Source organism: Corynebacterium sp. MSK035, assembly GCF_030232615.1.
In the GTDB taxonomy this organism is placed as follows: Bacteria; Actinomycetota; Actinomycetes; order Mycobacteriales; family Mycobacteriaceae; genus Corynebacterium; species Corynebacterium jeikeium_D.
Genome location: NZ_JASPJP010000008.1, coordinates 1 through 25,917, shown reverse-complemented (window position 1 = coordinate 25,917; position 25,917 = coordinate 1). Strand labels below are relative to the sequence as shown.

The window sequence follows — 25,917 nt, the reverse complement described above, 5'->3', positions numbered from 1 at the left end:
CCTCCCTCCAAACCCCTCGCTGAATACACGGATTCAGAAAACCTTTTTAATTCGCCCGCGGTATCGCTTTTGTTTTATTAGTTTCGTAGGCATGACTACTTCTTCCGCACAGCCACAGAGTCGCAACCACGACCGCGAGTACGACATCGTCGTCTACGGTGCCACGGGTTTCGTGGGCCGCTTGATTGTGGACTATCTGGCTAAACACGCCGGTCAGACGAAGGTGGCGCTTGCAGGCAGGAACGCTCAGAAGCTTGCCGACGTCGCGGAGAACGCAGGCGTATCGGACTGGCCGGTCATTGTTGCGGATGCCGCCGACCAGCCGGCGGTGGCTGAGCTTGCGGCCAGTACAAAGGTGGTGCTGACCGTTGTGGGGCCGTACGCGAAGTACGGTCGCACCCTGGTGGCCGAGTGCGCCAAGGCCGGTACTCACTACGTCGACCTGTGTGGCGAGGTGCTGTTCGTCCACGACTCCATCGCGAATAACCACGAGGTGGCGCAGCAGACCGGAGCGAAGATTGTCCACTCCTGCGGCTTCGACTCGATTCCTTCCGACGTCGCTGTCCGCGAGCTCCACGAGGCGGCCCACACCAAGCTCGGTGAGACAACCCTGCTGTTCAAGCACGTCAAGGGCGGGGTCTCCGGCGGCACTATCGATTCGGTCCGCGTCCAGCTTGCACAGGCCAAGAAGGACCCCAAGCTGCGTCGCATCATCGCGGATCAGTACGCCCTGGCTGAGCCGGGTCCCGACCAGGGTAAGTTTGGCGTCGACCTGCGCCCGGCGCGCTTCCGCCGCCACTGGCGAGCGCCCTTCTTCATGTCGCCGTTCAACACCCGCATTGTTCAGCGCTCGGCGATGCTGGCGGATTACGGTGATTCCTTCCGCTACCGCGAGCTACTCAATGTCGGCCGTGGTCCGAGGGCTTTCGTGCGCGCAAATATTTTTGCGGCTGTCTGCAGGTTGGCGCTGGCGGCGATGGCGTTCGGGCCGACGGCCAAGCTCATTGATAAGAAGCTGCCGAAGCCGGGTGAGGGCCCGAGCGCTGAAGAACAGGCCGAGGGTCGCTTCACCATCGAGGCCTACACTGTCGATACTTCCGGCATTCACTGGCGTTCCAAGGTGTCTCTCGAGGAAGACCCGGGGTACGCAGGCACCGCGATTATGATTTCCAGCGCCGCCCTCGCACTCGTCCACGACGATCTGCCGGACGCTACCGGCGTGCTCACTCCTACTGTCGCGCTTGGCGACGCCCTGTCCCGCCGTCTCCGCGCGGGCGGCATGACCATTGAGGCGGTGCAGGCTCGATGATTGGCGGCCTGACCGGTGCTTTTGCGAATCTCACCCGCGGACCGAAACTGCCGAGTGTAGGTGGCGGCCGTGCGTTAGTGACCGGCGCTTCCTCCGGCATCGGCTGGGCATGCGCGGAGGCACTGGCCGAGGCCGGTTTCGAGGTCGTTGGTACGTCCCGCAGGGGCGCCGAGGCGCCGCACCCCGAGGGCGTGCAGATGGTGGCGCTCGACATGTCCAGCGCCGACGACATCGCTGCTGTGGTCGCCCACGGGCCTTACGACGTCGTCGCCGCCAACGCCGGTGAGAGCCAGTCGGGCGCTTTCGAGGAGCTACCCCGCGAGGCGATTGAGCGTCTCTTCCAAGTCAATGTTCTGGGACAGGTGGAGCTGTTACAGCAGCTGCTGCCCGGCATGCGCGAGGCCGGTCGTGGCCGAATTGTGCTGGTTGGCTCGATGCTCGGCGGGTTGCCGCTGTCCTACCGTTCTTCTTACGTGGCGACGAAGGCCGCTATCCGCGGCTTCGGGCTTTCGTTGCGCGGTGAAGTCGCGCAGTTCGGTATTGGGGTGACGGTTGTCGAGCCGGGTGCCATCAACACGGGGATTTCTACACGTCGGACGACGTATGGCGATGAGGGCTCCGTTTACGCTGCTGATGTCCACCGCATGCTGACGAAGTTGAATGCCAATGAGAAAGGTGGCATTCCCGCTTCTGAGATTGCTGAGGTGGTTATGCGCGAAGTGGCTGCCGAGCGACCTTTGGCTCTAGTGGCGCGGGGGTCGTCGGCAAGCGTTGCGGTGCCCTTCATGCGCCGAATCCCGACGCAAGCGATGTTGACCATCATGCGCCGGGTGCACGGGCTGCGGTGAGTTAATCGGCGACGGCGCGCATTTCAACGGCCTGCGCACACGCCTCCGCGGCTTCGTGGGCTAGGTTGATGGCCTCTTGCTCGTCTGCGACTTGGACGATCCAAAAAGCTGACGGGAACGTCATCGCGTTGTAGTACGGCAGATCGCTGTGTGAACCATCCGGCAGCACCGTCATGGCATCCTCCGGCGGTACCAGCCCGCCGGACATAACCCAGTGGCCTTCGTCCTGAAGCTTCTGATTGAAGCGCCCAATCCGTTCAAAGGCAGCGTGCATTTCCTCATCAGAGTCATACGCGTTGATATCTCTGCGGCCATGGACCGTGAAAAAGTACTGCACACCAAGCTCCTGAGTTTCGTTTTGCTAAGTGTAACAGATTGCGCGGGGCTGGAACCGGGAATTTGCACGGAATTTAGAGCTTTGGTTAAGCGTTTTTGCGGCCAGGGCCTAGTTTTCCTGTCTCGCAGCGGCGGCTCGCTGTGCCCTAATCTCCGCTACCTGCTGCTTGCGGGTATTGAAACCCATGCGCCACGGGGCGGCTAGACCTGACTCGGGGGCATGCGGGTTATCGCGCCAAGATTTGCCCTCGTTGTAGGCCTGCGCGCCCTCACGGTATGCGGCGGATTGCTGAGAAAAGGTTGGATACGGCTGTTCGGTGGTCTGCCTGGCCTGCGCGCCGACAGCTTTCATTCTTGCGCGCAGTTCCTTGACTTTGTTCTTCGCCCTTTCGTCATGCTGTTCCTGCTGCTCTGCAATCTCAGCGAGTGCCTGTTGCTCGGTGATGGGGTCGAACGAGTCTTGTCCTGCCTTGTCGTAGGCTTCCTTAGCGCGCGGGGTGCGCTCCCAATCACGCAAAGACGGATTGTAAACGCACCAATCTTCCTGACCGTCGTCTTTGTAGATACTGCCGCTGTGATCCCAATACCTTGTCATGCGTTTACCCTCCTGAGTGTTTTTTATGGGTCTTACCACGCCGTTAGGTACAGGGAACCCGAAGGCGACAGAACCTACACTAACCTCTCCGCAGCTTCCGCCAGACCCAATCAACGATCACGAAGCCAACGAGAGTCACACCGAACAGTGGTGCAACCACCGAGTAGGCAATCAGCAGCGCCACAACGGCCGCTGCAACTCCCGGGCGAATGTCCCGCCAGCGCGTCGGCGCCGGGAGCCTGCCCGGGCGGCCACCTCGACCGCGCCCAAACCACATGGCGTACCCGCGCACAATCATCGCCAACAAAGCGACACCGATCAGTGCCAGGACCAGCTGATTCACCCAACCGAACAGGATGCCCATGTGCGCGTTAATCAGCCATTCGGTCAGCTTCGCCGGCAGCGGCCAATCCGCGAAGTGAATCCGATCGACCATCGCTCCGGTCGAGCCGTCAACGGTGACGGTCTCAATGCCCATCCGCCATTCCTCGCGGGCTTCCTTGGCCATCCACACCGTGCCAGCCTCCGGTGGTGTCAGTTCGACTTTCCCGGACAGGCCCTCGGCACGTGCGAGGTTCATAACACTATCTGCCTCTGACCAGTCATAATTCGCTGGTGCAGTCGCAGTCATGGCTGGTTTCGGTGCGTACCAGTCCATCGTCTCGCGCAGCTTTGCGATGCCCGTTCCAGCCACCCACGACCACGTCAGGCCGGTGACGGTCAGGAACAGAAGTCCAACGCTAACCGCCACGCCAACATTCGCGTGACGACGCATATGATGCGCCCTCTTACTTGTTCCCTGTGTCCGCTTGCGACGCGAACGGTCCCACCAGAGCCAGAGGCCACCGATAGCCAGTGCGCCCATCCAGGATGCTGCCGTCTCGGAGTAGAGACGACCAAAGTTGCTATCAATCCAGAGCCTGCGGTGCCCTTCCGAAATCCAGGCCCGCAGTGGCAGCGCCGCCGAGGAACCGTATTGCACCAGGTCACCCTTGATGCTCAGGTCACCTGGGTCGACAAACACCGCATGTCGGTAGGACTCCGACTTCAGCTGCTCGTCATTGAACATGACTCGCGTTGTCTGCCCCGGCTTTTCCGGGACCTGCACCGCGGTTACCGGCAGGTTCGGGTGCACGCGCTGCGCGACCTCAACCTGCTTTTCCAGTGGTTGTGCGGGAAGGCTCGATGTTGCAGTTAGTTCTTCGTGGTAAACCACCTTTTCTATGCTCGGGGCGAGGGCATACGCCACGCCTGTGATAGCTGCAATAACAAGTAGTGGCGCAACGAGGATGCCTGCAACGACATGGATTCGGTGCAGTAATGCTCGTGGCCCACCATTTTTCTGAGTCTGTGCGACGGGGTTTGCGGCTGGCGTTCCAGCGGCATCGCCTGTGGCTATTGAAGTCATGCCTTATTAGTCGGACGAATTGCCTCAGTTGTTCCCCAGCAAGCTCACTTTTATTACTTCCAGGGGTAGCCATTCGGCCACGCACCTCGTTGTCGGCCACCTTGTGCACAACTACCCGTCGTTAAGCACGCGTACCCTCGTAGACATGGCTTATCCAGACGTGTACCACGCCGATGACAACCGCTATGAGACGATGCCGTACAACCGCTCCGGCAGCACGGGGCTGAAGCTTCCAGCCATTACGCTGGGACTTTGGCATAACTTTGGTGATGACCGGCCGCTGGAAACGCAGCGTGAGATTCTGCGCACCGCGTTCGACCACGGCGTCACGCACTTCGACCTCGCCAACAATTACGGCCCACCGCAGGGCTCTGCGGAGGCGAATTTCGGTCGCATCATGGCCAAGGATTTCGCTCCCTACCGCGATGAAATGATCATTTCTTCCAAGGCCGGTTGGTACATGCAGGATGGCCCCTACGGCTTCGGCGGCTCGCGGAAGTACCTCGTGGCCAGTTGCGATGCCTCGCTGAAGCGCATGGGGCTGGATTATGTGGACATTTTCTACCACCACCGCCCCGACCCGGATACGCCTATCGAGGAAACCGTCGCCGCCCTCGATTTCCTCGTCCGGTCGGGTCGCGCGCTCTACGTCGGCGTGAGCTCCTACTCCCCTGAGCTCACTCGCCGCGCGCAGAAAATCGCCCGTGAGCTGGGCACTCCGCTGACTATTCACCAGCCGAGCTACTCCATGTTCAACCGTTGGATCGAGGACGAACTGCTGGCAACCTGCGCCGACGAAGGCATGGGCGTCATCGCCTTTTCCGCGCTTGCGCAAGGGCTTCTCACCGACCGCTACTTGGATGGTGTGCCGGAGTCCTCGCGTCTCGGGGCGCACAAGATGAACTCGGGGTTCCTCAACGACGACACGCTCACCGCCATCCGTGAGCTCAACGCCATTGCTTTACGACGAGGCCAGTCTCTGGCACAGATGGCCATCTCGTGGGTTCTCCGCCGTGACGAAGTGACCTCCGCCCTGATCGGCGCATCCTCGGTGGAGCAGCTGAAGAACAGCCTCGGCGCCCTGGAGGCTGCGCCGTTTAGCGATGAAGAACTCGCGGAGATCGACAAGTGGGCCGTCGACCGCGGGATTAATCAGTGGCAGGGCGCTACGGAGTCTGTGTAGGGAGCTCATCGAGCGCCGGCAGCACATATTCAATCAGCTCATCAATCTGCTCTTCCGCATCCCGTTTGGAGGTGCGGAAGTTGATGCTGACGTGGTTGATGCCGAGCTGTCGCTGGGATTGCAGCAGTTCAATGAGCTTGTTGCGTCCAAGTCGGTACCCAAAGTGGCCGCCCTGTGCGGGTGCATCGGGGTCTTCATGCAGGTCAATCCACAGTGATTCCAGGAATGGCTTGAACACGCCCTCGCCACACTCCTGCGCCACCGCTTCCTGCCAGTTGGCGATGTTTTTCTTCTGCATCTCCAGGCCCTTGTGGTACATGAACCAACCGTCGGTATGCGCGGCCTTCCACTCCAGGCTCTGCTGACAGGAGCCGGTGGCCAACAGCGGAACTCGGCGGGCCAGCGGCTTGGGCACCACATCGGATCCGCCCATCTTGCCCTCGGACCAGCGGATGGGCCGGTAGCTAGTGCTGAGGGCCTTTTCATAGACCTCGATATGCTCGCGGAAGCGCTCACCGCGCTTGCCTTTGTCCTGGTTAAAGGCGGGGAACTCCTCGGGTCGGTCGCCGGTGGCAACGCCAAAGAGGAAACGGCCGTCGGAAAGCCTGTCCAGGGTGGCAGCGCGCTTGGCCATCACCAGCGGATGCTGGAAGGGCACGACGACTGCGCCGGTGCCGAGCGCGATATCGGTGGTGTGTGCGGCGATGTAACTGAGGTACATCCAGGGGTCGTAGACCTGGCCGACGTCGCCGAATGTTTCCACGCGCAGCGGGATGTCGCGTGCCCACACCGCCGCGATGCCTGCGCGTTCGACTTTCTGAATCAGCCGAATCTGGTTGCTCAGCGCGTCCTTGGGCTCGGCTTCGGCGTCCTGCTCGATGGGCAGACTCAGCCCTACCGTGAGTCGGCCCGGCGCGAATGTACGCTGGTAACCGGGTAGTTCGTCGATGGGCTTGTCCGAAAGATCAAACAGCGAGCTCATGGTGCTCCACGGTAGTACAGCTCGAGGTGCGGCACTCGTCGTTAAGCTGGGAGCATGCTTGAGGATGTCATCATCGTCGGTGGCGGCCAAGCTGCCCTCGCTACCGCCTATTACTTGCACAAACACGGCATTGATCCGCTCATTCTGGACAATCAGCCCGCTCCCGGCGGCTCCTGGCGCAATGTCTGGCCCTCACTGACGCTCTTTTCCACCCCGGACTTTTCCAACCTTCCGGGCATCCAGATGCCCAATTATGACGGTTTCCCGCCCGCTTCCCACGTGATTGACTACCTCAGCTCCTACGAAAAGCGCTACGAACTGCGCGTTCAGCGCCCGGTCGCCGTCACGCACGTCTCCCATGACGGCACCTTCCACCTCACCAGCGATGCCGGTGACCTCGAATCCCGCCAGCTCATCGCCGCCACCGGCAACCGGCCCTTCGTCCCGCACTACCCCGGCACGACCGCCGCAAAACAGTGGCATTCGGCCAACTACCCAGGTCCCGAGCCATTCGAAAGCTCCCGCGTTGCCGTTGTCGGCGCGGCGAACTCCGGCGCACAAATTGCCTCTGAACTGGTACTTTCCAACATCGACACCACCTGGTTCACCCGCCACGAACCACGCTGGATGCCCAACGACGTCGACGGCCGCGTCCTGTTCAAACGCTACCGCCAGGGCGCCACCGACAGCATCGGCGACATCGTCGTCCTACCGCCCGTCCGCAAAGCCCGCGACTCCGGCGCACTCACCTGGACGCCCATGTTCTCCTCGCTTGACGACGTCCACGCGGACCACCTCATCTGGTGCACCGGTTTCCGCCCAGCGCTCGGCCCTTTCCGCAGCATCGACTCTGACCTCATCGAGTTCGTCGGCTACGGCGACTGGGTTGGCCCCGGTGCCGCCACGATTATGGGCGTTGGCCCCTTCGCTAAGCGCGCGGCCGAGCGGGTGGCTGCCCGTCTGTCAGCATGACCTGCATCAACAGCATGTCCAACCATCGCCCGTTCTTCGTCCCCACCTGCGGCAGTAGCCCAACACGCTGAAAGCCATACTTTTTGTGCAGCGCAATCGACCCCTCGTTACTGCCTTCTATCGCCGCAGCCAAGACGTGCTTTCCCGCCTCGCGAGCAGCATCGATGGTCGCGCTTAACAGTGCGCCTCCAATTCCCCTGCCTTGAAAGTTCGGATGCACGTAGATGGAGTTTTCCACCGTGTACTGAAACCCGTCGAAGTCACGGAAATCGCTAAAGGTGGCATATCCAGCGACTTCGTCGTCAAGCGTGGCGACGAAAACCGGGTAGCCCTTGTCCCAGTGCGCCTCCAGCCATGCGATGCGATTCTCCGCGCTGACGGTGTCATCGTTCCAGATGGCGACGGTGTTGATCACGGCCTCGTTGTAGATCTCCGCGATTGCTGCGGCGTCCTCCCGCGTTGCCTGTCGGATGATCATGGTTTTACTCCCCGCTGTCTGCGCTGTTTCTGTGCTGTTTTCTACAACTCCGCTTTTATGAAAGCGAGATTACCAAGCTTTCAATTTCGAACGGGTGTTTTATTTGTATTTTGGTACGCTACCCCGCGAACAACCCACAAACACCCAGGTAACATGTGCTTTTATAGTCGGCTAACCATCTTCGAAAACTCCCCAATATTTCTTTTCATTTCTCTTTACAAACTAGAAACATGCCCGTATGATAGCAAGTAAGTTCGAAAGAAAACCGACAACCATTGGAGCACCAGGGGGATCCAATGAAGTCCGAACAAGTACCCGAACCATATTGGGCTCACGAAAATCCTGAAGATGAGCTCTCAGCACTCGCGCGGGCTACCAACCGCGCCCAACTTGAGTTGATTGAAGCCTGCTGCCCTGCAGGTGATGATGACGTTGAAAACCATGCCGCTCGCATCAGCATTCGGCTGGGAATCACCCGCAGTGAAGCACTGCGTATCTGTGACATTGGCCTGTTGCTGGAGAAAATGCCACAGTTGGCGGAATACGCCCGGGAAAGCTGCGCATTATCCATGCGGCAACTCGGCATCATTGCACATGGCGTAGTCGGCATCGAGCCTGATCAAATACCCGATGCAGAGAAGAAGATTCTGGCATTGGTTACGCCACGGAAGCGTCGTCAAGCAATGATTGGTCCTCGCACGCTCACCACCAAAATTGGTGATATTGCTGCGGATTTGGATGACCGCGCTCGTGCCGACGGCACAATTCCCACCATCACCGATACGGAATCGGTGACTCTGGTGGAACGTCCCGACAGCTACTCTCAAATCATTCTCACCCTGCGGCCGGACCGCGCCTATTTTGCCATGTGCGCGATTGAAACGGTTTTCCGCGCGAATGAGGAAATGACGCAGGCGGATGCATTTGTGGAACTCATCCACCAGCGCACCAATGCGGAAGTTGTGCTCAATGTTTTCCGCGAGCCCCACAGTGATGACGCCTGGCTGGACGGTGCCGGCTGGCTAGGCGCGCTGGTCACGGAGGAGTGGATGCAAAAGGTGACGCATGTCCGCCTCTCAGCAGACAGCGCCACCAATGGTTACCGCCCAACTCCAGCGCAGGTCGCCCGCGTCCACGGTCGCGATGGAACATGTCGCTTCCCCGGCTGCGAAGTCCCAGCGTACAAGTGCGATATTGACCATATCGCGCCGTACAACCAGGAAGACCCCGAAGCCGGTGGCCCCACCGACACACAGAATCTGCACTGCCTATGCAGGAAGCACCACAACCTGAAAACCCACAAGCTCTGGAATATCACCGCTTATGAGGACGGCTCAGAGGTGTGGTCCTCTGCCGACGGCGTTACCGCGGCGACCGTCCCGGCCGGACCATTAGCCGGGTTCGGCCGACAGACTTTTGACAAACGCGCTACTCAGAAGACGAAAGCACGCCATGACCACTACATGAAGTGGTGGCTGTCATTCGCGGCTGTGCCAGATCTGGTCTTTGATGATGGGGAGGATTAACCCAGCGGACCACCGCAGTTCGGCCATGCGCCAGCACCCTGGGAGGCAAGCACGCGCTCGCCAATCTCAATCTGCTGCTCCTTAGTGGCCTGGTCAGCTGTCGGTGCGTACTGGTCACCGCCGTGGCCACTCCAGGTCTGCTGCGAGAACTGCAGTCCGCCGTAGTAGCCGTTACCGGTATTGGTCTGCCAATTTCCGCCGGACTCACAAGCCGCAACCTGATCCCAGGCACTAACTGATGCAGCGTTAGCGGCCGCGGTCGGGGCAGCAATCATGCCTGCTGCCACAGCGGCGGATGCGATGAACTTACCGGAAAAACGCATAAAAAGAGAACACTCCTAAAGGGTTGACTTTTCTCTTGGGCGACCAACCTACGCGCACCCTCCCCCGTCCTGTCAACCCGTATCCTGGAAAGCATGTCCGTGGCAGATGTCGTCCGCAAGACCGAGAGAAGGATCAACGCGCTGGCCGCCAAGCGTTCCAAAAACGCTGGTTGGGAACCGGAAATCATCGGTTTCACCGGGTACGGAAATGCAGAGCGCGTGCGCGTATTCGGCCGTGTCCTCCTGAAGGATCCGGCCAAAAAACGAGACGAAGAACGAAACAAAAAACGCGGATTTTGGCAGTTCTTTACCGTCGAACTCGCGGACTTTCCCGTCACCATCACTGCCGGCGACCGCACGGTGGAAACCACCACGGATAGCAACGGCTATATCGAGGTACTAATCAGGAATCACGGCCTCGAACCCGGCTGGCACGAAATCACCATCAACGACACTCCTGCAGAGGTCCTCATCCTCTCCCCGGAGACCAAATACGGCATCGTCTCCGATATTGATGACACCGTGTTGGTCACCATGCTGCCGCGCGCCCTCATCGCCGCCTACAACTCCTGGGTCAAGGAGACAGACGAGCGCAAGGCCGTCGCTGGCTTCGGCGAGTTCTATGCGCAACTTCGCCGTCGTTACGCGAGCAAAACGGACGAGGACACGGACGTCCCCGTCATCTACCTTTCCACCGGAGCGTGGAACACCTTCAGCACACTAAAAAAGTTCCTGCACCGCAACAACTTGCCGAAGGGCCCACTGCTTCTCACCGATTGGGGGCCAACGCCCACCGGCCTGTTCCGCTCCGGCAAGGAACACAAGAAGGTGCGGCTGCGGGACCTGTTTATTGACTTCCCCGAGATCAACTGGATCCTCGTCGGCGATGATGGCCAGTACGACCCGCTCATCTACGGCACGGCCGCGGCGGAGCATCCCGACAAGGTCGCGGCAATCGCAATCCGCAACCTCACTCCCAGCGAGCACGTGCTCTCTCACGGCACGGCGGTGCCAATTGAAAAGTTGGAGAACAAGGAGGTCCCGTTCATCGAGGGCGCCGACGGCTATGGACTGCTCAAACAGATTGACCAGCTGCCGCAACCATGATCTATCTCCGTCATGCCCGTATTCACGATGATGCCGAGCTCCCGGCGTACGTCGTAAAGCTCGCGCTGCCCTTCCCCATGACCTTCACCACGCCGATTACCATCCTGACCGGCGAAAACGGCAAGGGAAAGTCGACGGTGCTGGAGGCGTTGGCATCGGCGATGGGGGTCGATACAGACGGCGGCTCGCGATACAAGACGCAAGAGCGCACCTCCCCGGTCCCACTGGCGCTGACCAGGCGCAATCCCCCGGATACGTTTTTCTTTCGCGGCGACGCGCACCTGAACCTCGCGCGCTATTACGAGTCGCTTGGGCAGCTACCAGGTGGCAGAGAAATGGCAGACCTCACCCAAATGAGCCATGGCCAATCCATCATGGCGCTGGCCAAACGCCGCCTCAGCCCCGAATCACTGATCTTCCTCGACGAACCCGAGGCCGGACTGTCGGTCCTACGCCAACTGGAGCTCCTCGGCCGCCTCGGCGCGCTCGCGGAAGCCGGCGCACAGATCATCATGGCGACGCATTCCCCCATCCTGCTCGCCGCACCGGAAGCAACAATCATTTCGCTTGACGACGCTGACACCACCCACTTCGAAGACACCCTCGCGGTACGGGCAACCAGGGATTTCCTAGCCGATCCCGTCGGCATCGCGGACTACATGGTGGAGCGTTTTACTTCGGATTCTTAAGCCCCAGCGCCGCCACGACACCCAGGGCCGACAGTGCCACCGGCAACCACATCGCGTCACTCATGGCGGTGGTGAAGTCGCCACGGTTGCTGCTGAGAGCTGCGGCCATGACGGTAGCAATCAGCGCGCTGCCCAGCACACTGCCAATCTGGCGGATGGTGTTGTACACACCGGAGGCGGCACCGGCGAGGGACGGGTCGATGTTGCGAGTAGCAGCCGTCGACAGCGTGCCCCAAATAAACGCGTTTGCCACACCGAATGCGGCGCCCGGCAGTAGCAGCCACAGCACGGAGAGGTCCTCGTGGATGAGGTAGTGGAACCCGAGCATGCCCACCAGCGAGGACCCAAAACCGATCAGCGCGAACTCGCGGAACTTCAGCCGGTCCAGCATTCGCCCAGTCCATGGCGCCATGACACCGGAAATGAGCGCCTGCGGCACGAGCAGTAGTGAGGCCTGGATGGTCGATAGGTCGCGGGCATTCTGGGCGAAGAGGATGATCGGGAAACCAACCGCGACCACCAGCGCGCCCATCACGGCAATGGCCAGCGAGGAGATGGTGAAGTTGCGATCCTTAAAAAGGGACAGCGGCATCAGCGGTTCGGCCGTCGTCTTGGCCTCCCACGCGGTGAATAGTCCAAGAACCACCACGCCACCGGCAATCAGTGCCCAGATCCAACCGGACCAGCCGGCACTCTCCCCCTCCTGAATGCCGAAGACCAGCAGGAACATACCAATCGCGCTGAGTACAACACCGAGATAATCAATCTTGTTGCGGTGCGTCTCAAAGGTCGGCAGATAGCGGAACGCAAAAACGAGCCCGATCAGCCCAATCGGCACATTAATGAGGAAAATCCAGCGCCAACTCAGCAGCTCAATCAACACGCCACCGGCCAGCGGCCCTGTCAGCGAGGCAATTCCGGCCGCCGCACCCCACAGGCCCATCGCCGCACCGCGATGCGCCGGCGGAAACATCTGCGTAATCAGCGCCATCGTCTGCGGCGTCAGCAGCGCGGCCCCCAGTCCCTGCACCACGCGGGCAATGATCAGCATGCTTAACGACGGCGCCAACCCACACGCCAGCGACGCCAACACGAAGATAACCAGGCCCGCTACATAGGTGTGCTTGACTCCCCAGAGGTCACCGAGCCTGCCAGTAATGAGCAACGGCACGGCATAGGCCAGCAGATAACCACTGGTCACCCACATGACCTGGTTGAGCTCACCGCCCAGTTCATGCTGGATGGTGTTGATACCAACGGTGACAATGGTGGCGTCGACCAGGATCATGAAGAAGCCGAGTAACACGGTCCATAGCGCTGGCCACGCCTTTTTGGGATCAAACTGAGTATTCAAATCTGTAGCCACTCGGAGTTATGTTAGTTGATGGCTCGGGTGTTAGTTGATGGCACAGTAAAATCCAGGCTATGGCTGTTCAGCATATGACCGATGAAACCATCGCCGAGTTCTTCGCCAATCACCTCTCGCGGGTAGATGATGACACGCAGCGCGCTGTCGCTCTCGAGGTGTTGGAATGGGTTCATGAAAAGTACCCGGAACTCGGCGTTCGCATTGCCTGGAATCAGCCGATGTTCACGCTCGATGGCACTTTTATCATCGGTTTTTCCTACGCCAAGAAACACATGTCCATCGCCCCAGAGCGCGACGGCATTGTGAAGTTCTCCGACGAGTTCGATGACCGCGGCCTCTCCTATGGCAAAATGATGGTCCGTTTCCCCTGGCCAAAAGATGGCAAAGCCGAGTCCATGCCGCTGGACCTGCTGGCCAAGATGATTGAGTTCAACATCGAGGACAAGCGCGGGATGACCAAGTTTTGGCGATAGGTCGGGGTCGATTACCAGCCCTGGAAGCTACCAAGCACTTAATGAGCATTCCTTTTCTCAGCGAGATCGCGCAGGAATGTGTCTTTGTCGTCGCAGTAAATCTCAATCGAGGAAACCATCATTGGTCCCTTGTAAAGATCTTCTGCCACGACCTGCGAATCGACTTCTAACCTGACGTTCACTTCACTCAAAACAGGCACCCTGAGATTGCCGTGCTCGTCAATTGCTACGTCCCCTCCTTCACCTGCCGTTACGGAGCTCGCATGACGTAAGTGTGACCACGGAATTTCACAAATAAGCCTTCGCCCATTTCGCAGTACGAGTCCTTGCGGTGTTATTAGATGGGGATGGTCCCGAACAGTTACGTAAAATCCAGATAAAAGAACTACGGCATAAACACTAATTACCAGAAATAAATATCGCCAAAATGCATTAGAAATAGCAAAATGCACTATGCTTATTTCTGCAACGCTCAGCGCCAGTATCATAAAAACAACAGTTCGAAGGTTTCTATGTACAGTGAAGGATCTGACTTCACTGTCGACATTTCTCTGAGGCTTAAAAAAGGTGAAAGCAGCTAGCAGCGAACCAACTTCCGAAACGAGTAACGCTAGTATTTTTCGAGGTACGCCAAATTTCTTTGACGTCTCGGACAGCGAAGCAGCCCATGACCTGCCATTTCTGAGATAGTCTTGCCACATACCTCCAAACAGTAAGAGAAAAGCCGCAACCACCACGGCAAGTGGTAACAGGAATACCCAACCCGGCAAACCAGATACCACATTCATAAGAAGGAAAAGAACTGCTTCAAGAATAATTGCGGTAACCAGAATTGCTCTAAATATAATTTTCATGCCTACATTCCGACTATGAATTGACAGGCTTTCCTCGGAAGAAGATTCCTCACCATGCAAGCTCTCTCTTAATATTTCTTACACATTCTTGAGTTGATTTTTCACGATATAAACAGGTACCAAACAATCGTTAAAATATGGCCGTGAGCCAAATTCATGACTGAACACCGCTATACCAATGTCGCAGATGGGGGCCGACCGCCCTCATGCTCATCTCAAAACTATTCAAGTTTTCTTCTACTTTCAATACAAAATGAGTTTTGAGATTTCTACATTTCTTCTCGCGAGCTGGCTGCAATGCTCGCTGGCCCACGCATCCGACGACTTATGGCCACGCTATTCACCTATCGATGCGCTACAGCGTGTCCACAAGTGAATAGCGCATCGACAAGTGAGAGAGCCTGGCCCACAGCGTGCGCATAAGTGCCGAAAAACCATCGATAAGTCAGGAGAATCCATCGACAAGTCCCCGAAACCTGGCCATAAGTGCCGGACAGGGTTAAAGGAGAGTTAAAGGACAAGCCAACAACCTCAGCTCAGCATCCGACTCTGCTTCAACCCAAGCCCCACCCCAAACCCCAACCCCAGAAACAAAAAATCCTCGGAAGCTTTTACACTTCCGAGGATCTTCGCTGTGGGCGAAGGGGGACTTGAACCCCCACGTCCGTAAAGGACACTGGCACCTGAAGCCAGCGCGTCTGCCATTCCGCCACTCGCCCGTGGGAACGAATAGAACTATAACACCCCGCGCTAATACACCACCAAATCCCCAGGCCATCGCACGTTTTTCACCACTTTTCAGCACTTAGCAATAGCAACTTCCCCCACAACCGTCGTCACTATTTGATAAACCTCAGCAGTTCCTAGCCCTTAACTGAAGGTGTAGGGCTCTATACTGTTGCTTAAGTATCGATAATTTTTGTGCACATTTTTTTCACGTAACCCGCCGCGGGTTGGCGGGAGAAGGCGAATTTCTTTAGTCAGATGGATTTCCTAGGACGCATCCGCAAGCTCGATAGCTCGCTTCAGCGCGGGCTCGATAACAGCTTTGCGCGCGTGTTCGGCGGCAAGGTTGTCCCGAATGAGTTAGAAGAATGCCTGAAGCAGGAAATTGAAGACTTCCTGATGCAGGACGCCAACGGTCAGTACTTGGCACCCAATGATTTCCGCATTGGCATCAGCGCTGCCGACTACAAGAACCTTTCTGCGTCCGAGCCCAACCTGCCGAATCAGTTGGCTGACCGCATGACGCGCTACTGCCGTAACAACGGCTGGGGCTTCACCGGTTCCATTAGCGTCCACCTGCAGGCAGTGGAGTCTCTCCACACCGGCCAGTTGAAGACGGCCAGCACTTTCACCGAGGACACCGTGGGCACCTCGGAGTTCGCCCCATTCGAGGACAGTGCCGATGATGCCAACACTGACGCAGCCCCGTCGCAAAGCGATGATGAACCCCAAGCTGCAGAGACCTCTGCCGCCTACCACCCGCAGCCTGAAGCTGAGCAGTTCCCCACCGCTTCCCGCCCCATCCCCGCGGTCGACCCAGAGGCTGCAACTGAGCTGAGCAGCGCGACCGTGGGCGAAGACCAGTCCCAGGAAAAGACCGTCACCCTGCTGTTGCAGGACGGCTCCTCGCGCGTATTTGAGGTGCGCCATGGTTCGAACATCATCGGCCGCGGCACCGCTTCCGACTTCCGTCTCCCGGATACTGGTGTTTCCCGCCAGCATGCCGAGATCACGTGGGACGGCCAGGACGCTGTGCTCGTCGATTTGCATTCGACCAACGGCACCATTGTCAATGGCGAACCCATTGAGAACTGGCTGCTGGCTGACGGCGACGAAATCTCGCTGGGGCATTCTGTTCTCGAAGTTCAGATCCGCTAGTTAAATCCGCTGATTCAGATCCGCTAAGTAGTGAGGTTCACCAGGTTCACATGCCACTGCCCTAGGTTTGCCGACACATTCCTGGAATAATTACGTCCGTGTGTTCGGTTTGCGGACCCACCAGCTCTACATAAGGAGGTTCCTCGGACGTGGAAGCTATCGTTTTTCTGCTTTCGCGCATCGGCGTGCTGGTCGTCCTGTGGTTTTTCATTTGGATGACGCTTCGCACCCTGCGTACAGAAACAACAGGCTCGGCTCCGCTGCGCCCACTTCGGCAGGCCAGCAGTGCTCCGGCCAAGCGTTTCCAGCGCTCGCAGACTCCACATCAGCTCCTTGTCACCTCCGGGCCGCTGGCGGGTTCGCGCATGAACCTAAACAACCAACGCGACATCACTATTGGCCGTTCAGAGTCGAATGCCTTCGTCCTCAACGATGACTTCGCCTCGGGCCAGCACGCTCGCGTCATCAACCGCGACGGCATCTGGTACCTGGAAGACCTGGACTCCCGCAATGGCACATTCCTCAATGGCCAGCGCGTGGAACAGCCGGAACGCCTGGCTTCGGGTATGGAATTTCGTATTGGCCGTACAACTTTGAGGTTGCAACCATGAGTCTTGCTCTGAATTACACGGCCCGCTCTGACCGCGGCCTCATCCGACAGAACAACGAGGACTCCGCCTATGCGGGTTCGCGTCTGCTCGCGCTTGCCGACGGCATGGGTGGCCACGCCGCCGGAGAAATCGCATCTCAGCTGATGATTGCGGCCGTCTCTCGGCTGGACAATGATCAGCCCGGCCCCGATTTGCTCGAGTCCCTGCGCAGCGCCTGCATGGAGGGCAATAACTCCATCGCGGATGAAATTGAGCAGAACCCCTCTACGCAAGGCATGGGCACTACGCTGACTGCTCTGCTTTTCGACGGCACCCGCCTGGGCATGTGCCATGTCGGTGACTCGCGTGGCTATCTGCTGCGCGACGGGGAGCTCATCCGCATTACCCGGGATGACACCTATGTGCAGTCCCTGGTGGATGAGGGCAATCTCACCGAAGAAGAAGCGGCAATTCACCCTCAGCGCTCACTGATTTTGAAGGCTCTCACCGGTCGCCCGGTGGAGCCTACTTTGTCTTATCGCGATGTTCACGAGGGCGATCGCTACCTGCTGTGCTCGGATGGTCTATCCGATCCAGTGTCCGCGGACACCATCAAGGATGTGCTCTCGGAGGGCACTCCGGACGAGGCCGCTACCAAGCTCATTGACTACGCGTTGAAGTCCGGTGGTCCGGATAACATCACCGTGGTGGTTGCCGATGTTGTCGATTCGTCGGCACGCACGCCTTACGAGCCCGCCCTGGCCGGTGCCCTGCAGAGTGCGGAGGAGGAACTCCCCCGCCCCAATACGTCAGCGGGACGCGCGGCGGCACTCCGCCCGCGGAAGTCGCAGGAAATTGCAGTGACTTCGGCGCCGGAGAAGAAAGCTTCCAAGGGCAAGTGGCTCGTTATTTCTGTGGTGCTGGTGCTGGTGGCCGGGTTGGTCGGCCTTGGTATTTGGGGCTGGCAGAAGAAGGAGTCGATGTACCATCTCGCGGTGGTCGACGGGCAGGTGCAGCTGATGCACGGCGTGCCCGGTAGTTTGCTGGGCTTCGATCTGCAAGAACCACATCAGTTCATCTGTTTGACCGATGACAACAAAGTTCAGCTTCCTCCGGCTGGGACGGCGAAGGAGAAGGTCGACTGCCACATCATGACGCCGGAAGATCTCTCGCCGGCGGCACGCAATTCGCTGGAAGGTCTGCCGGCTGATTCCTACGACGGTGTCAGCGACCAGATTGGACGTTTGGCGGAGTCGGCACTGCCGGTATGTCTGTCCGTTTCCGACGATGACAAGAAGGATGAAAAGCTGGGCTCGAAGCCAGGAGTCAACTGTAGGCAGGTGCGAAAATGAGTGAAACTACCACGAAGCGACAGCTTCGGATGAAGGAAATGCTCCTGCTGCTGCTGTCGGCAGGATTGTTGCTTTTGGCACTAATTTCGCTGGAACTGGCTCAGGGCAACTCTCTGACCGCAGATGTCTTTTACATCATTGGCGGATTCTTTGTGATCTTTGCAGTGGCGCATATCGCGCTGACCTTTGTGGCGCCCAACGCCGATCAGGTGATGCTGCCGGTTGCAGCAACGCTCAATGCCTTGGGGCTGGTGATGATTCACCGCCTCGACCTGGCCAACGACACCTCGTTAGTGCGCAATCAGATCATGTGGACCGTACTCAGTGTCGCACTGTTTATCGGCGTGATTGTCCTGCTGCGCAACCACCACTCGCTGTCGCAGTACTCGTATCTGCTGGGTCTCGGCGGCTTGATTCTGTTGGCGCTACCGCTGGTGTGGCCGTCGTCGATTAATGCTGATGCCCGCATCTGGATTTCCATCGGCCCGTTCTCCATGCAGCCGGGTGAGTTTGCCAAGGTCATGCTGCTGATCTTCTTTGCTCAGCTGCTGGTGAATAAGCGCTCGCTGTTCAATGTGGCGGGCAAGCGTTTCCTGGGCATTGATTTCCCGCGTGTTCGCGACCTGGGTCCGATTCTGCTGATCTGGGGCATCGCTACCGTCATCATGGCTCTGCAGAATGACTTTGGACCGGCGCTGGTGCTCTTCGGCACTGTGCTGGCAATGCTCTACGCTGCCACCGGTCGTGGTTCCTGGCTGATCATCGGCATGGTGCTGGTGACCGTCGGCGTTATCGGTGTCTACATGGTTTCGGACAAGATTCAGGCGCGAGTCACGCATTTCCTGGATCCGTTGGGCTCCTACGACGAGGGCGGCTATCAGCTCTCCCAGGGTCTGTTCGGCATGAGCTGGGGTGGCATCGGTGGTACCGGTCTGGGCCAGGGCTACCCACAGAACATTCCGGTGGCACACTCTGACTTCATCCTCTCGGCCTTTGGTGAGGAGCTCGGTTTTACCGGCCTGAGTGCCATCATCCTGCTGTTCGCGATTCTGATTTCCCGCGGTATTTCGGCGAGCTTGGCGGTACGTGATTCCTTTGGCAAGCTGCTGGCGGCCGGTGTCGCATTCTCGATGGCCATTCAGCTGTTCGTGGTTGCAGCCGGTGTTTCCAAGCTGATGCCGCTGACCGGTCTGACTACTCCGTTCATGTCAGCCGGTGGTTCCTCACTGCTGGCCAGCTACATCATGTTGGCCATCGTGTTGCGCGTCTCTGACGAGGCCAACCGCCCCTGGGGTATTCCAAGCAACCCTTCGGGCCTCAACGACAATGCCACCGCATCTCAGGAGGTGAACCAGTAGATGAATAAAACCATTCGCCAAATCTTTGTTGTCGTTCTCGGACTCTTCGTTCTTCTACTGGCGAACCTGACCTACATCCAGGGCTTCCAGCAGGATAAGTACGCCCACAATCCGCTGAATAGCCGCCAGTTCCTGGAGGAAAAGTCCAAACCTCGCGGCCAAATCACCACTGACGGCGACATTCTGGCCCACTCGGTCAAGGGCGAGAGCGGCTTCTATGACCGCAGCTACGACACCGACCCGGAGGCATATGCCGCGGTGGTCGGATACCTGTCGGACATCTACGGCTCCGCCGGTATCGAACGCTCTCAGAACGAGATCTTGAACGGCAGCGACCCTTCGCTGTTTACCTCCCGCGCCCTCGACATGGTCACGGGCAAGGAACCTTCTGGGGCCTCCACGGAGCTGACGCTGTTGCCGAACGCTCAGCGGACTGCGTACCAACAACTCGCTGAACGCGGCTACGTCGGCTCCGCCGTCGCCATTCGCCCATCGACGGGTGAAATTCTCGCGATGGCCTCCACACCGTCGTTCAACCCGAATGACATCGCTGCCGGCGACGAGAGTACCTGGCAGTCCCTCAATAACAATGAGGGCGCACCGCTGCTCAACCACGCCACTCAGCGTCCGCTGCCGCCGGGTTCCACTTTCAAGGTGTTGACCACGGTCACGGCACTGGAGCAAGGCGCTTCCCCGGACACCTCAGTCACTGGCGCACCGCAGATTACGCTGCCGGATACCACCACTACGTTGGAGAACTACGGTGGCTCGACCTGTGGTGGGGCTACTACAACTCTCCGCCAGGCTTTCGCGCAGTCCTGTAATACGGCATTCGCTGAGCTCGGTATGCAGTACGGGGCCGATGCGCTCAAGGACGTCGCTAAGCGATTCGGCATCGGTGAGACCCACGATGACGCGGGCCTGCCGATTCAGCCCTCCGCTGTCGGTGATATTCCGGATCAGTCCTCGCTGGGTCAGACCTCCATTGGTCAGCGCGACGTGTCCTTCACGCCGCTGGACAACGCCATCATCGCCGCCACGATTGCCAACGGCGGCGTGCGCATGGAACCCCAGATCATCAAATCGGTGCGCGGTGCCGACCTCTCCGAAATCAAGTCCTTTAAGCCGATTGAAGCCGGCGAGGCGATTTCGCCGGAGGTCGCGGAGACCGTAACTGAGCTGATGCGCGGCTCCGAGTCGCACTCGGGCGGTAACGGTTCGCGTATTGCCTCCAAGACCGGTACCGCGGAACACGGTGCTGTCCGCGGCGAGTACGCACCGCACGTCTGGTACATCGCCTTCGCGCCGGACTCCGATGTCGCCGTGGCTGTCGTCGTGGAAAACGGTGGCGGCCAGGGCCAGGGCGCTACCGGCGCCTCCGTTGCTGCCCCGATTGGCCGTGCACTCATTAACGCGGTCGAACAGGCGGGTCGATAAGCATGGATGCCCACCAAGTTCAAGACATCGTTGGCGACCGATATCACGTCCGCCGTCTGCTCGGCCGTGGCGGCATGTCCACCGTCTGGCTTGCCGACGACGCCACCAGCGGCGAACTGGTTGCAATCAAACTTCTGAACCAGGAATACTCGGACAACTACGAGTTCCGGCAGCGCTTCCAGAACGAAGCCGCCGCTGCGCGCAGCGTCAACAGCCCAAACGTGGTGAAGATTGTCACCTACGAGGAAGGCGACATCGGCAGCCACGGCGCGTGTTACATCGTCATGGAGTACATCCGTGGCGAATCTCTGTCGCAGGTGCTGCAGCGACGTCGCACCCTGCCAGAGCACCTGATGCTCGACGTTCTGGAGCAGACTGCACACGGCCTGTCGGCAATTCACGCTGCGAACCTTGTCCACCGCGACATTAAGCCAGGCAACCTCCTGGTGACGCCGGAGGGCACCGTGAAAATTACCGACTTTGGCATTGCCAAAGCCGCTGAAGCGGTGCCTCTGACACGTACCGGCATGGTCGTCGGCACCGCGCAGTATGTCTCACCGGAGCAGGCGCAGGGCAAACAGGTGAGTCCGGCGACAGACATCTACTCGCTTGGCTGTGTCGCCTACGAAATGGTGGCCGGCGCCCGGCCCTTCCAGGGCGACTCCACCGTCGCGGTTGCCGTGGCACACATCAACGAGGCACCACCTGCGTTGGCGCCGACGGTCAATCCGCATATCCGCGAACTTATCGGCATTATGCTGCGCAAGGATCCGCAGCGTCGCTATGCCGATGGCCGTGAGCTGGCACAGGCTGTTTTGCGAGTGCGCGCGGGGCACCGCCCACCGCAGCCGCGTGGTGTGACCCCAACGGTGCACCGTCAATCCAACGCTGCCAACCCGGCGACCACCGAACTCGGTGCCATGACGCGACCGCCCATGCCGGTGTCGCAGCCACCGCAGCAGCCACAGCAGCAACCGCAGCGGCCACCGCAGCAACCCGCCCGACAGCGTAAGCCGGCAAAGAAGCGCAGTGGCTGCGGTTGTGGCTGCGGCAGCATTGTGCTGTTGGTGCTGCTAGTGTTGCTGGCCGGTGCTATCGCGGTCGTCTATTCGCTGTCGACTACCGGTTCACTGCCAACCATTCCGAACTTGGAGCAGTACATTCCGAACCAGTCACAGCAGCAAACCACAGAGGAAAACACCGACCCCAACGACGGTTCTGGTTACGGTTGGTCGGGTGACAATTCCGGTAACTGGGGAAATAACGACGGCGGCAACTCTGGGGAAAACTACGGCGGCAACAATGACGGTGCTTCTGACAGCTCCACTGAGCAGGACACCAGCGAGACCGCCCCGGATACGTCCGAACCGACTCAGGATTCGGGCAACGACAATGGCAACGACAGTGGCGACGACTCCAGTGGCGGTGGTCTGCCCGGTATTCAGTTGCCCCTGGGAAATGACTCCGGTAATACCTTGGGGACTCCAGATGCACAGTAATATTCAGGTACAAGATGTTTTGGTGGAAATCCTTCCGAAGGGACTGACGAACAATGTCTGGCAATGACGATCTCCTCTCCGGCCGTTATCGGCTCGGCGAGCTCATTGGCGTTGGCGGCATGTCCGATGTCTACCGCGCTGAAGATACTGTTCTCGGTCGCTCTGTCGCGGTCAAGATGATGAGGGCCGACCTTGCCAGGGATGAGAACTTCCTCGCAAGGTTCCGTCGTGAAGCGAAAAATTCAGCGCTGCTGAATCACCCGTCGATCGTGTCGGTGTACGACACCGGCGAGACGGATAGCCCGATGGGGCGCGTGCCTTTCATTGTCATGGAGCTGATTCAGGGCGAGACCCTGCGTGATCTTGTTCGTCGTGAGGGGCGGCTCGACCCGAAGAAGGCCGCATCGATCATGGCATCGGTGTGTGATGCGCTGACGGCATCCCACCATGCGGGCATTATTCACCGTGACATCAAGCCAGCGAACATCATGCTGACCAACACCGGCAAGGTGAAGGTGATGGACTTCGGCATCGCTCGCGCGCTCGGTGATTCCACCACGATGACGCAGACTGCGGCGGTGCTGGGTACCGCGCAATACCTCTCGCCGGAGCAGGCGCGCGGTAAGACCGCCGATGCCCGTTCCGATATTTACGCTGTCGGCTGCGTACTTTTCGAGGCCGTCACGGGCGCCCCGCCATTCACCGGTGAAACCCCTCTTTCTGTCGCTTACCAGCACGTTCAGGACCAGCCGCCGCGACCTTCGGGGAAGCTCAACACCGACCCGAACACGGCTCAGGCCCTCGACGCGGTGTTGTTGACCGCGATGGCCAAGGACCCGATGGAGCGCTACGACTCCGCAGAGGACTTCGCCCAGGATTTGCGTCGTCTTGCACGCGGCGAGGATCCGTTGGCGCTGGCGCACCACGGCGCGCATGACGACGACGCGAAGACCACCGAATTCCTTCCGGCAGCTCCATCGGATGCTGAGACCCGGGTGACCCCTGCACAGCAGGCAACTCCGGCCGCTGTCCCTGCTCCGGCTCCGGCTCCGGAACCGAAAGAAGCAGCTGCCCAGCCGGAAGCCCCTGCTCAGATCGCTAACACTGACGAGCCTGAGAAAAAGAAGGGTGGCGCAGGAAAGACTGTCGCACTGGCGGCTGCTGCGCTGGTCGCTCTCGGCGGTGTCGGCTACGGTGCCTACCAGCTTTTCAACTCGTCCACCGAGGTCGAGACCGTTGCCATTCCGCAGGTCGAGGGTCTTAATGTCAATGAGGCAACGCAGGTTCTCGAGCAGGCTGGTTTCGTGGTCAACCGCGTCGACGAGCCGAACCCAGATGTGCCCCGAGACACGGTGATTGCCACCGAACCGGGTGTCGGATCGGGGTTGCCGCAGGGATCTCGCATCAAGCTGCGCGTATCTTCGGGCCCGGAGTTGACCAATGTGCCGGATGTACGCGACAAACAGGCCGAGGAAGCTCGCCGCCTGCTCGAGGAGGCGGGGCTTGTCGTCAATCCAAAGCTGCAAGAGGAACCGAGTGAGGACGTTCCGCGCGGCAATGTCATCGAGCAGTCTCCAGCTGCCGGTTCTCAGGTGTCGAAGGGAACCCGCGTAACTTTGACTGTCTCCTCCGGTATCGAGACCAAGACTGTTCCGGATGTCACTGGTCAGAGGTTGGATTCCGCCCGCACGACCCTCGAGTCCGCTGGTTTCGTTGTCGAGGTGGTGGAGGTTGACTCCACTGAGGAACAGGGAACCGTTGTTGAGGTTCCCCAGAAGGGCACGGAGCTCACCGTCGGAACGACTGTCGAGCTGCACGTTTCGCGCGGCAACCAAATTAAGATGCCACGAGTTGAGGGCCAGACTCTCAGCGATGCGGAGAAGGCACTCACCGATGCCGGCTTCGAGGGAACTATCCGCACCGAGGAAGTCACCACGCTGGACCTGTCCAAGGTCGACCACGTGGAGAAAGCCAACCCGTCGGCCGGATCCAAGCTCAACAAGGACGGCGAGGTCACCCTACGCGTCTACCGGCTGGGGGTCGCCCCGGAGAGCTCTTCAGAGGAACGGCCTGCTCCTGAACCTCCCATAAGGCTGCCGGATCTGCTGCCTAACTAGCGGCTAGTGTGCCAGCACGTCTGAGAAGGCGCGCTGGTACACGGCCTGCTGCTCTTCCAACTCCGCCAGGAGTTCCTCGGTGTACTCGCCGCCGGCCAGTCGCAGCCAGTTGACCAGCATGCGGTGCCCGTACTGGGTGAGTACCGACTCCGGGTGGTACTGCACGCCGTGAATCGGCAGGTCGCGGTGGCGCATCGCCATCAGCATGCCCGAATCGGTGAATGCCGTGGCAATGAGTTCCTCCGGCAACGTCTTCGGATCCACCGTCAACGAGTGGTAGCGCGTGGCAATAAAAGGACTGGGCACATCGGCCAGAACACCCGTGCCGTCATGAGTGACCGGGGAGGTCTTGCCGTGCAACAACTCGTCGGCACGCACAACCTGCGCACCAAAAACCTCACCAATCGCCTGGTGACCCAAGCACACACCCAACACCGGTGTCGGCTCGTCCTGCCTGCTCACCGCGCGAATAATGTCCTCTGTCCACCCCGCATTAGACGGCTCACCGGGACCGGGCGACAGTAGGATTGCATCAAATTGCTTTACGACGTCGTCAACATCGCGGAGACGCGCATCATCATTGCGCCAGACAGTAACCGTTTCGCCGAGCTGGCCTATGTACTGGACCAGATTGAATACGAAGCTGTCATAGTTATCGACGACGAGAATCTGCATAACTGGGAATTCTACTGCCTGCGAACTTCACTGGTAAGTTCGGATGCAAAGTTTACAATTATGCATATACCGCGGGAGTGTAGATACCGCGCTGATCGCAACCTGCTGACCACAACCTAAGGAGTTTAAAGCGCTATGCCTAAGGCAAAGATTGAAAGCACTAATTCACCACAATCCGGTGGCTCCTCTGTCAGCCGTACCCCGGTCAAGATCAATAGCACTCAGACGCCGGTGTGGTACAAGGTGCTGATGTTCGGGTTCATGCTGATTGGTTTGGGCTGGCTGCTGGTCAACTACATCGCGGGTCCGCATATTCCGTTCATGGTGACTTTGAACGCATGGAACTACGTCATCGGCTTTGGTCTTTTCATTGTTGGTCTGCTGATGACTATGGGTTGGCGTTAGTCAGCTCTAATACACCGCACTCCTCAGGCGCATCCATCATTGGATGCGCCTTTTTTTCATACCTAAAAACCGGGTTAAACGACAAAATGTGTGTCTGGCTCGGCGTGTCGCGCGGGGGTTAGATTTGGCCTTTCTGGATGCCGATTGA

The 25,917-nt window shown here is 59.1% G+C and carries 25 protein-coding genes and 1 tRNA gene; 16 read left to right on the top strand and 10 right to left on the bottom strand.

Annotation, left to right across the window (positions count from 1 at the left end; all coding sequences use genetic code 11):
* The first annotated feature begins 91 nt into the window (after positions 1-91).
* Complete coding sequence (locus QP978_RS06510) at positions 92-1,309, top strand: saccharopine dehydrogenase family protein (RefSeq protein WP_049193394.1); 1,218 nt, start codon at positions 92-94, stop codon at positions 1,307-1,309.
* Positions 1,306-2,157, top strand: a complete 852-nt coding sequence (locus tag QP978_RS06505; protein ID WP_070652682.1) for an SDR family NAD(P)-dependent oxidoreductase — start codon at positions 1,306-1,308, stop codon at positions 2,155-2,157. Before QP978_RS06510 ends, QP978_RS06505 begins: the two co-directional genes overlap by 4 nt.
* Position 2,158: 1 nt before the next feature.
* Here the strand turns inward: QP978_RS06505 and QP978_RS06500 are convergent, their stop codons facing one another.
* The 3 genes from QP978_RS06500 to QP978_RS06490 all read right to left on the bottom strand — a co-directional run bounded on the left by QP978_RS06500 (position 2,159) and on the right by QP978_RS06490 (position 4,496).
* Positions 2,159-2,494, bottom strand: coding sequence for a YciI family protein (locus QP978_RS06500; RefSeq protein WP_049189837.1), 336 nt, complete (start codon positions 2,492-2,494; stop codon positions 2,159-2,161).
* Positions 2,495-2,602: 108 nt separating this feature from the next.
* Positions 2,603-3,088, bottom strand: a complete 486-nt coding sequence (locus tag QP978_RS06495) for a hypothetical protein (protein WP_070549589.1) — start codon at positions 3,086-3,088, stop codon at positions 2,603-2,605.
* Between the two features lie 79 nt (positions 3,089-3,167).
* A complete protein-coding gene (locus tag QP978_RS06490) occupies positions 3,168-4,496 on the bottom strand; it encodes a PepSY-associated TM helix domain-containing protein (protein ID WP_070549588.1) in 1,329 nt (442 codons plus the stop codon).
* A 145-nt stretch (positions 4,497-4,641) separates the two neighbouring features.
* Between QP978_RS06490 and QP978_RS06485 the strand changes: the two genes are divergently transcribed.
* Positions 4,642-5,679 carry an aldo/keto reductase gene (locus QP978_RS06485; protein ID WP_284856986.1) on the top strand — a complete coding sequence of 346 codons (1,038 nt, stop codon included), beginning with the start codon at positions 4,642-4,644 and terminating at the stop codon, positions 5,677-5,679.
* Here the strand turns inward: QP978_RS06485 and QP978_RS06480 are convergent.
* Positions 5,663-6,661, bottom strand: a complete 999-nt coding sequence (locus QP978_RS06480) for an LLM class oxidoreductase (protein ID WP_147719287.1) — start codon at positions 6,659-6,661, stop codon at positions 5,663-5,665. The genes QP978_RS06485 and QP978_RS06480 overlap by 17 nt on opposite strands.
* Positions 6,662-6,715: 54 nt before the next feature.
* On the opposite strand from QP978_RS06480, the gene QP978_RS06475 reads away from it, so the two are divergent.
* Positions 6,716-7,633, top strand: coding sequence for an NAD(P)-binding domain-containing protein (locus tag QP978_RS06475; protein ID WP_147719288.1), 918 nt, complete (start codon positions 6,716-6,718; stop codon positions 7,631-7,633).
* On the opposite strand, the gene QP978_RS06470 is transcribed toward QP978_RS06475, so the two are convergent.
* On the bottom strand, positions 7,590-8,111 hold the full coding sequence (locus QP978_RS06470; protein WP_070866343.1) for a GNAT family N-acetyltransferase: 522 nt from the start codon (positions 8,109-8,111) through the stop codon (positions 7,590-7,592). The genes QP978_RS06475 and QP978_RS06470 overlap by 44 nt on opposite strands.
* Positions 8,112-8,407: 296 nt before the next feature.
* Between QP978_RS06470 and QP978_RS06465 the strand changes: the two genes are divergently transcribed.
* Positions 8,408-9,637, top strand: a complete 1,230-nt coding sequence (locus QP978_RS06465; protein ID WP_284856985.1) for an HNH endonuclease signature motif containing protein — start codon at positions 8,408-8,410, stop codon at positions 9,635-9,637.
* Here the strand turns inward: QP978_RS06465 and QP978_RS06460 are convergent.
* Positions 9,634-9,960 carry a transglycosylase family protein gene (locus QP978_RS06460; RefSeq protein WP_005511827.1) on the bottom strand — a complete coding sequence of 109 codons (327 nt, stop codon included), beginning with the start codon at positions 9,958-9,960 and terminating at the stop codon, positions 9,634-9,636. The two genes, QP978_RS06465 and QP978_RS06460, sit on opposite strands and share 4 nt — an antisense overlap.
* Positions 9,961-10,053: 93 nt before the next feature.
* Between QP978_RS06460 and QP978_RS06455 the strand changes: the two genes are divergently transcribed.
* Together QP978_RS06455 and QP978_RS06450 are read left to right on the top strand one after the other, a co-directional pair.
* Positions 10,054-11,067 carry an App1 family protein phosphatidate phosphatase gene (locus QP978_RS06455; protein WP_284856984.1) on the top strand — a complete coding sequence of 338 codons (1,014 nt, stop codon included), beginning with the start codon at positions 10,054-10,056 and terminating at the stop codon, positions 11,065-11,067.
* Complete coding sequence (locus QP978_RS06450; RefSeq protein ID WP_284856983.1) at positions 11,064-11,756, top strand: AAA family ATPase; 693 nt, start codon at positions 11,064-11,066, stop codon at positions 11,754-11,756. Before QP978_RS06455 ends, QP978_RS06450 begins: the two co-directional genes overlap by 4 nt.
* Here QP978_RS06450 and QP978_RS06445 read toward each other — a convergent pair.
* Positions 11,740-13,122 (bottom strand): DHA2 family efflux MFS transporter permease subunit, encoded by a 1,383-nt coding sequence (locus tag QP978_RS06445; protein ID WP_049189846.1) that lies wholly within the window; start codon positions 13,120-13,122, stop codon positions 11,740-11,742. The genes QP978_RS06450 and QP978_RS06445 overlap by 17 nt on opposite strands.
* A 59-nt stretch (positions 13,123-13,181) precedes the next feature.
* Here QP978_RS06445 and QP978_RS06440 point away from each other — a divergent pair, with 59 nt between their 5' ends.
* Positions 13,182-13,598 (top strand): iron chaperone, encoded by a 417-nt coding sequence (locus QP978_RS06440; protein ID WP_070652678.1) that lies wholly within the window; start codon positions 13,182-13,184, stop codon positions 13,596-13,598.
* Positions 13,599-13,636: 38 nt separating this feature from the next.
* Here the strand turns inward: QP978_RS06440 and QP978_RS06435 are convergent, their stop codons facing one another.
* A complete protein-coding gene (locus tag QP978_RS06435; protein ID WP_049193411.1) occupies positions 13,637-14,452 on the bottom strand; it encodes a hypothetical protein in 816 nt (271 codons plus the stop codon).
* 635 nt (positions 14,453-15,087) lie between these two features.
* Positions 15,088-15,171, bottom strand: a tRNA-Leu gene (locus QP978_RS06430).
* Between the two features lie 265 nt (positions 15,172-15,436).
* On the opposite strand from QP978_RS06430, the gene QP978_RS06425 reads away from it, so the two are divergent.
* From QP978_RS06425 to pknB, 7 genes are all read left to right on the top strand, one after another.
* Complete coding sequence (locus tag QP978_RS06425) at positions 15,437-16,336, top strand: FHA domain-containing protein (protein ID WP_070439233.1); 900 nt, start codon at positions 15,437-15,439, stop codon at positions 16,334-16,336.
* 149 nt (positions 16,337-16,485) lie between these two features.
* A complete protein-coding gene (locus QP978_RS06420; RefSeq protein WP_016421758.1) occupies positions 16,486-16,947 on the top strand; it encodes an FHA domain-containing protein FhaB/FipA in 462 nt (153 codons plus the stop codon).
* Complete coding sequence (locus QP978_RS06415; protein ID WP_070604847.1) at positions 16,944-18,278, top strand: PP2C family protein-serine/threonine phosphatase; 1,335 nt, start codon at positions 16,944-16,946, stop codon at positions 18,276-18,278. Before QP978_RS06420 ends, QP978_RS06415 begins: the two co-directional genes overlap by 4 nt.
* The gene (locus QP978_RS06410) at positions 18,275-19,636 is read left to right on the top strand and encodes an FtsW/RodA/SpoVE family cell cycle protein (protein ID WP_070827237.1); all 1,362 of its coding nucleotides are present in this window, start codon (positions 18,275-18,277) and stop codon (positions 19,634-19,636) included. Before QP978_RS06415 ends, QP978_RS06410 begins: the two co-directional genes overlap by 4 nt.
* The gene (locus tag QP978_RS06405) at positions 19,637-21,073 is read left to right on the top strand and encodes a penicillin-binding transpeptidase domain-containing protein (RefSeq protein WP_049172592.1); all 1,437 of its coding nucleotides are present in this window, start codon (positions 19,637-19,639) and stop codon (positions 21,071-21,073) included.
* A gap of 2 nt (positions 21,074-21,075) precedes the next feature.
* The gene (locus QP978_RS06400; RefSeq protein WP_049193417.1) at positions 21,076-22,572 is read left to right on the top strand and encodes a serine/threonine-protein kinase; all 1,497 of its coding nucleotides are present in this window, start codon (positions 21,076-21,078) and stop codon (positions 22,570-22,572) included.
* 53 nt (positions 22,573-22,625) lie between these two features.
* Positions 22,626-24,689 (top strand): Stk1 family PASTA domain-containing Ser/Thr kinase, encoded by a 2,064-nt coding sequence (pknB, locus tag QP978_RS06395; RefSeq protein ID WP_049193419.1) that lies wholly within the window; start codon positions 22,626-22,628, stop codon positions 24,687-24,689.
* Between the two features lie 3 nt (positions 24,690-24,692).
* On the opposite strand, the gene QP978_RS06390 is transcribed toward pknB, so the two are convergent.
* Entirely contained in the window at positions 24,693-25,364 is a 672-nt protein-coding gene (locus tag QP978_RS06390; protein WP_048731900.1) for an aminodeoxychorismate/anthranilate synthase component II, read from the bottom strand.
* Positions 25,365-25,499: 135 nt separating this feature from the next.
* Here QP978_RS06390 and crgA point away from each other — a divergent pair, with 135 nt between their 5' ends.
* Positions 25,500-25,769, top strand: coding sequence for a cell division protein CrgA (gene crgA / locus QP978_RS06385; RefSeq protein WP_005511903.1), 270 nt, complete (start codon positions 25,500-25,502; stop codon positions 25,767-25,769).
* Positions 25,770-25,917: the final 148 nt, after the last annotated feature.

Bases quoted from the DNA above. Each gene is read 5' to 3' on its own strand.
- crgA (WP_005511903.1), top strand. From the start codon at position 25,500: ATGCCTAAGGCAAAGATTGAAAGCACTAATTCACCACAATCCGGTGGC.
- QP978_RS06475 (WP_147719288.1), top strand. From the start codon at position 6,716: ATGCTTGAGGATGTCATCATCGTCGGTGGCGGCCAAGCTGCCCTCGCT.
- QP978_RS06510 (WP_049193394.1), top strand. From the start codon at position 92: ATGACTACTTCTTCCGCACAGCCACAGAGTCGCAACCACGACCGCGAG.
- QP978_RS06435 (WP_049193411.1), bottom strand. From the start codon at position 14,452: ATGAAAATTATATTTAGAGCAATTCTGGTTACCGCAATTATTCTTGAA.
- QP978_RS06390 (WP_048731900.1), bottom strand. From the start codon at position 25,364: ATGCAGATTCTCGTCGTCGATAACTATGACAGCTTCGTATTCAATCTG.
- QP978_RS06485 (WP_284856986.1), top strand. From the start codon at position 4,642: ATGGCTTATCCAGACGTGTACCACGCCGATGACAACCGCTATGAGACG.
- QP978_RS06410 (WP_070827237.1), top strand. From the start codon at position 18,275: ATGAGTGAAACTACCACGAAGCGACAGCTTCGGATGAAGGAAATGCTC.
- QP978_RS06415 (WP_070604847.1), top strand. From the start codon at position 16,944: ATGAGTCTTGCTCTGAATTACACGGCCCGCTCTGACCGCGGCCTCATC.
- QP978_RS06465 (WP_284856985.1), top strand. From the start codon at position 8,408: ATGAAGTCCGAACAAGTACCCGAACCATATTGGGCTCACGAAAATCCT.
- QP978_RS06495 (WP_070549589.1), bottom strand. From the start codon at position 3,088: ATGACAAGGTATTGGGATCACAGCGGCAGTATCTACAAAGACGACGGT.
- QP978_RS06480 (WP_147719287.1), bottom strand. From the start codon at position 6,661: ATGAGCTCGCTGTTTGATCTTTCGGACAAGCCCATCGACGAACTACCC.
- QP978_RS06470 (WP_070866343.1), bottom strand. From the start codon at position 8,111: ATGATCATCCGACAGGCAACGCGGGAGGACGCCGCAGCAATCGCGGAG.
- QP978_RS06400 (WP_049193417.1), top strand. From the start codon at position 21,076: ATGGATGCCCACCAAGTTCAAGACATCGTTGGCGACCGATATCACGTC.
- QP978_RS06455 (WP_284856984.1), top strand. From the start codon at position 10,054: ATGTCCGTGGCAGATGTCGTCCGCAAGACCGAGAGAAGGATCAACGCG.
- QP978_RS06490 (WP_070549588.1), bottom strand. From the start codon at position 4,496: ATGACTTCAATAGCCACAGGCGATGCCGCTGGAACGCCAGCCGCAAAC.
- QP978_RS06505 (WP_070652682.1), top strand. From the start codon at position 1,306: ATGATTGGCGGCCTGACCGGTGCTTTTGCGAATCTCACCCGCGGACCG.
- QP978_RS06425 (WP_070439233.1), top strand. From the start codon at position 15,437: ATGGATTTCCTAGGACGCATCCGCAAGCTCGATAGCTCGCTTCAGCGC.
- pknB (WP_049193419.1), top strand. From the start codon at position 22,626: ATGTCTGGCAATGACGATCTCCTCTCCGGCCGTTATCGGCTCGGCGAG.
- QP978_RS06450 (WP_284856983.1), top strand. From the start codon at position 11,064: ATGATCTATCTCCGTCATGCCCGTATTCACGATGATGCCGAGCTCCCG.
- QP978_RS06405 (WP_049172592.1), top strand. From the start codon at position 19,637: ATGAATAAAACCATTCGCCAAATCTTTGTTGTCGTTCTCGGACTCTTC.
- QP978_RS06460 (WP_005511827.1), bottom strand. From the start codon at position 9,960: ATGCGTTTTTCCGGTAAGTTCATCGCATCCGCCGCTGTGGCAGCAGGC.
- QP978_RS06440 (WP_070652678.1), top strand. From the start codon at position 13,182: ATGGCTGTTCAGCATATGACCGATGAAACCATCGCCGAGTTCTTCGCC.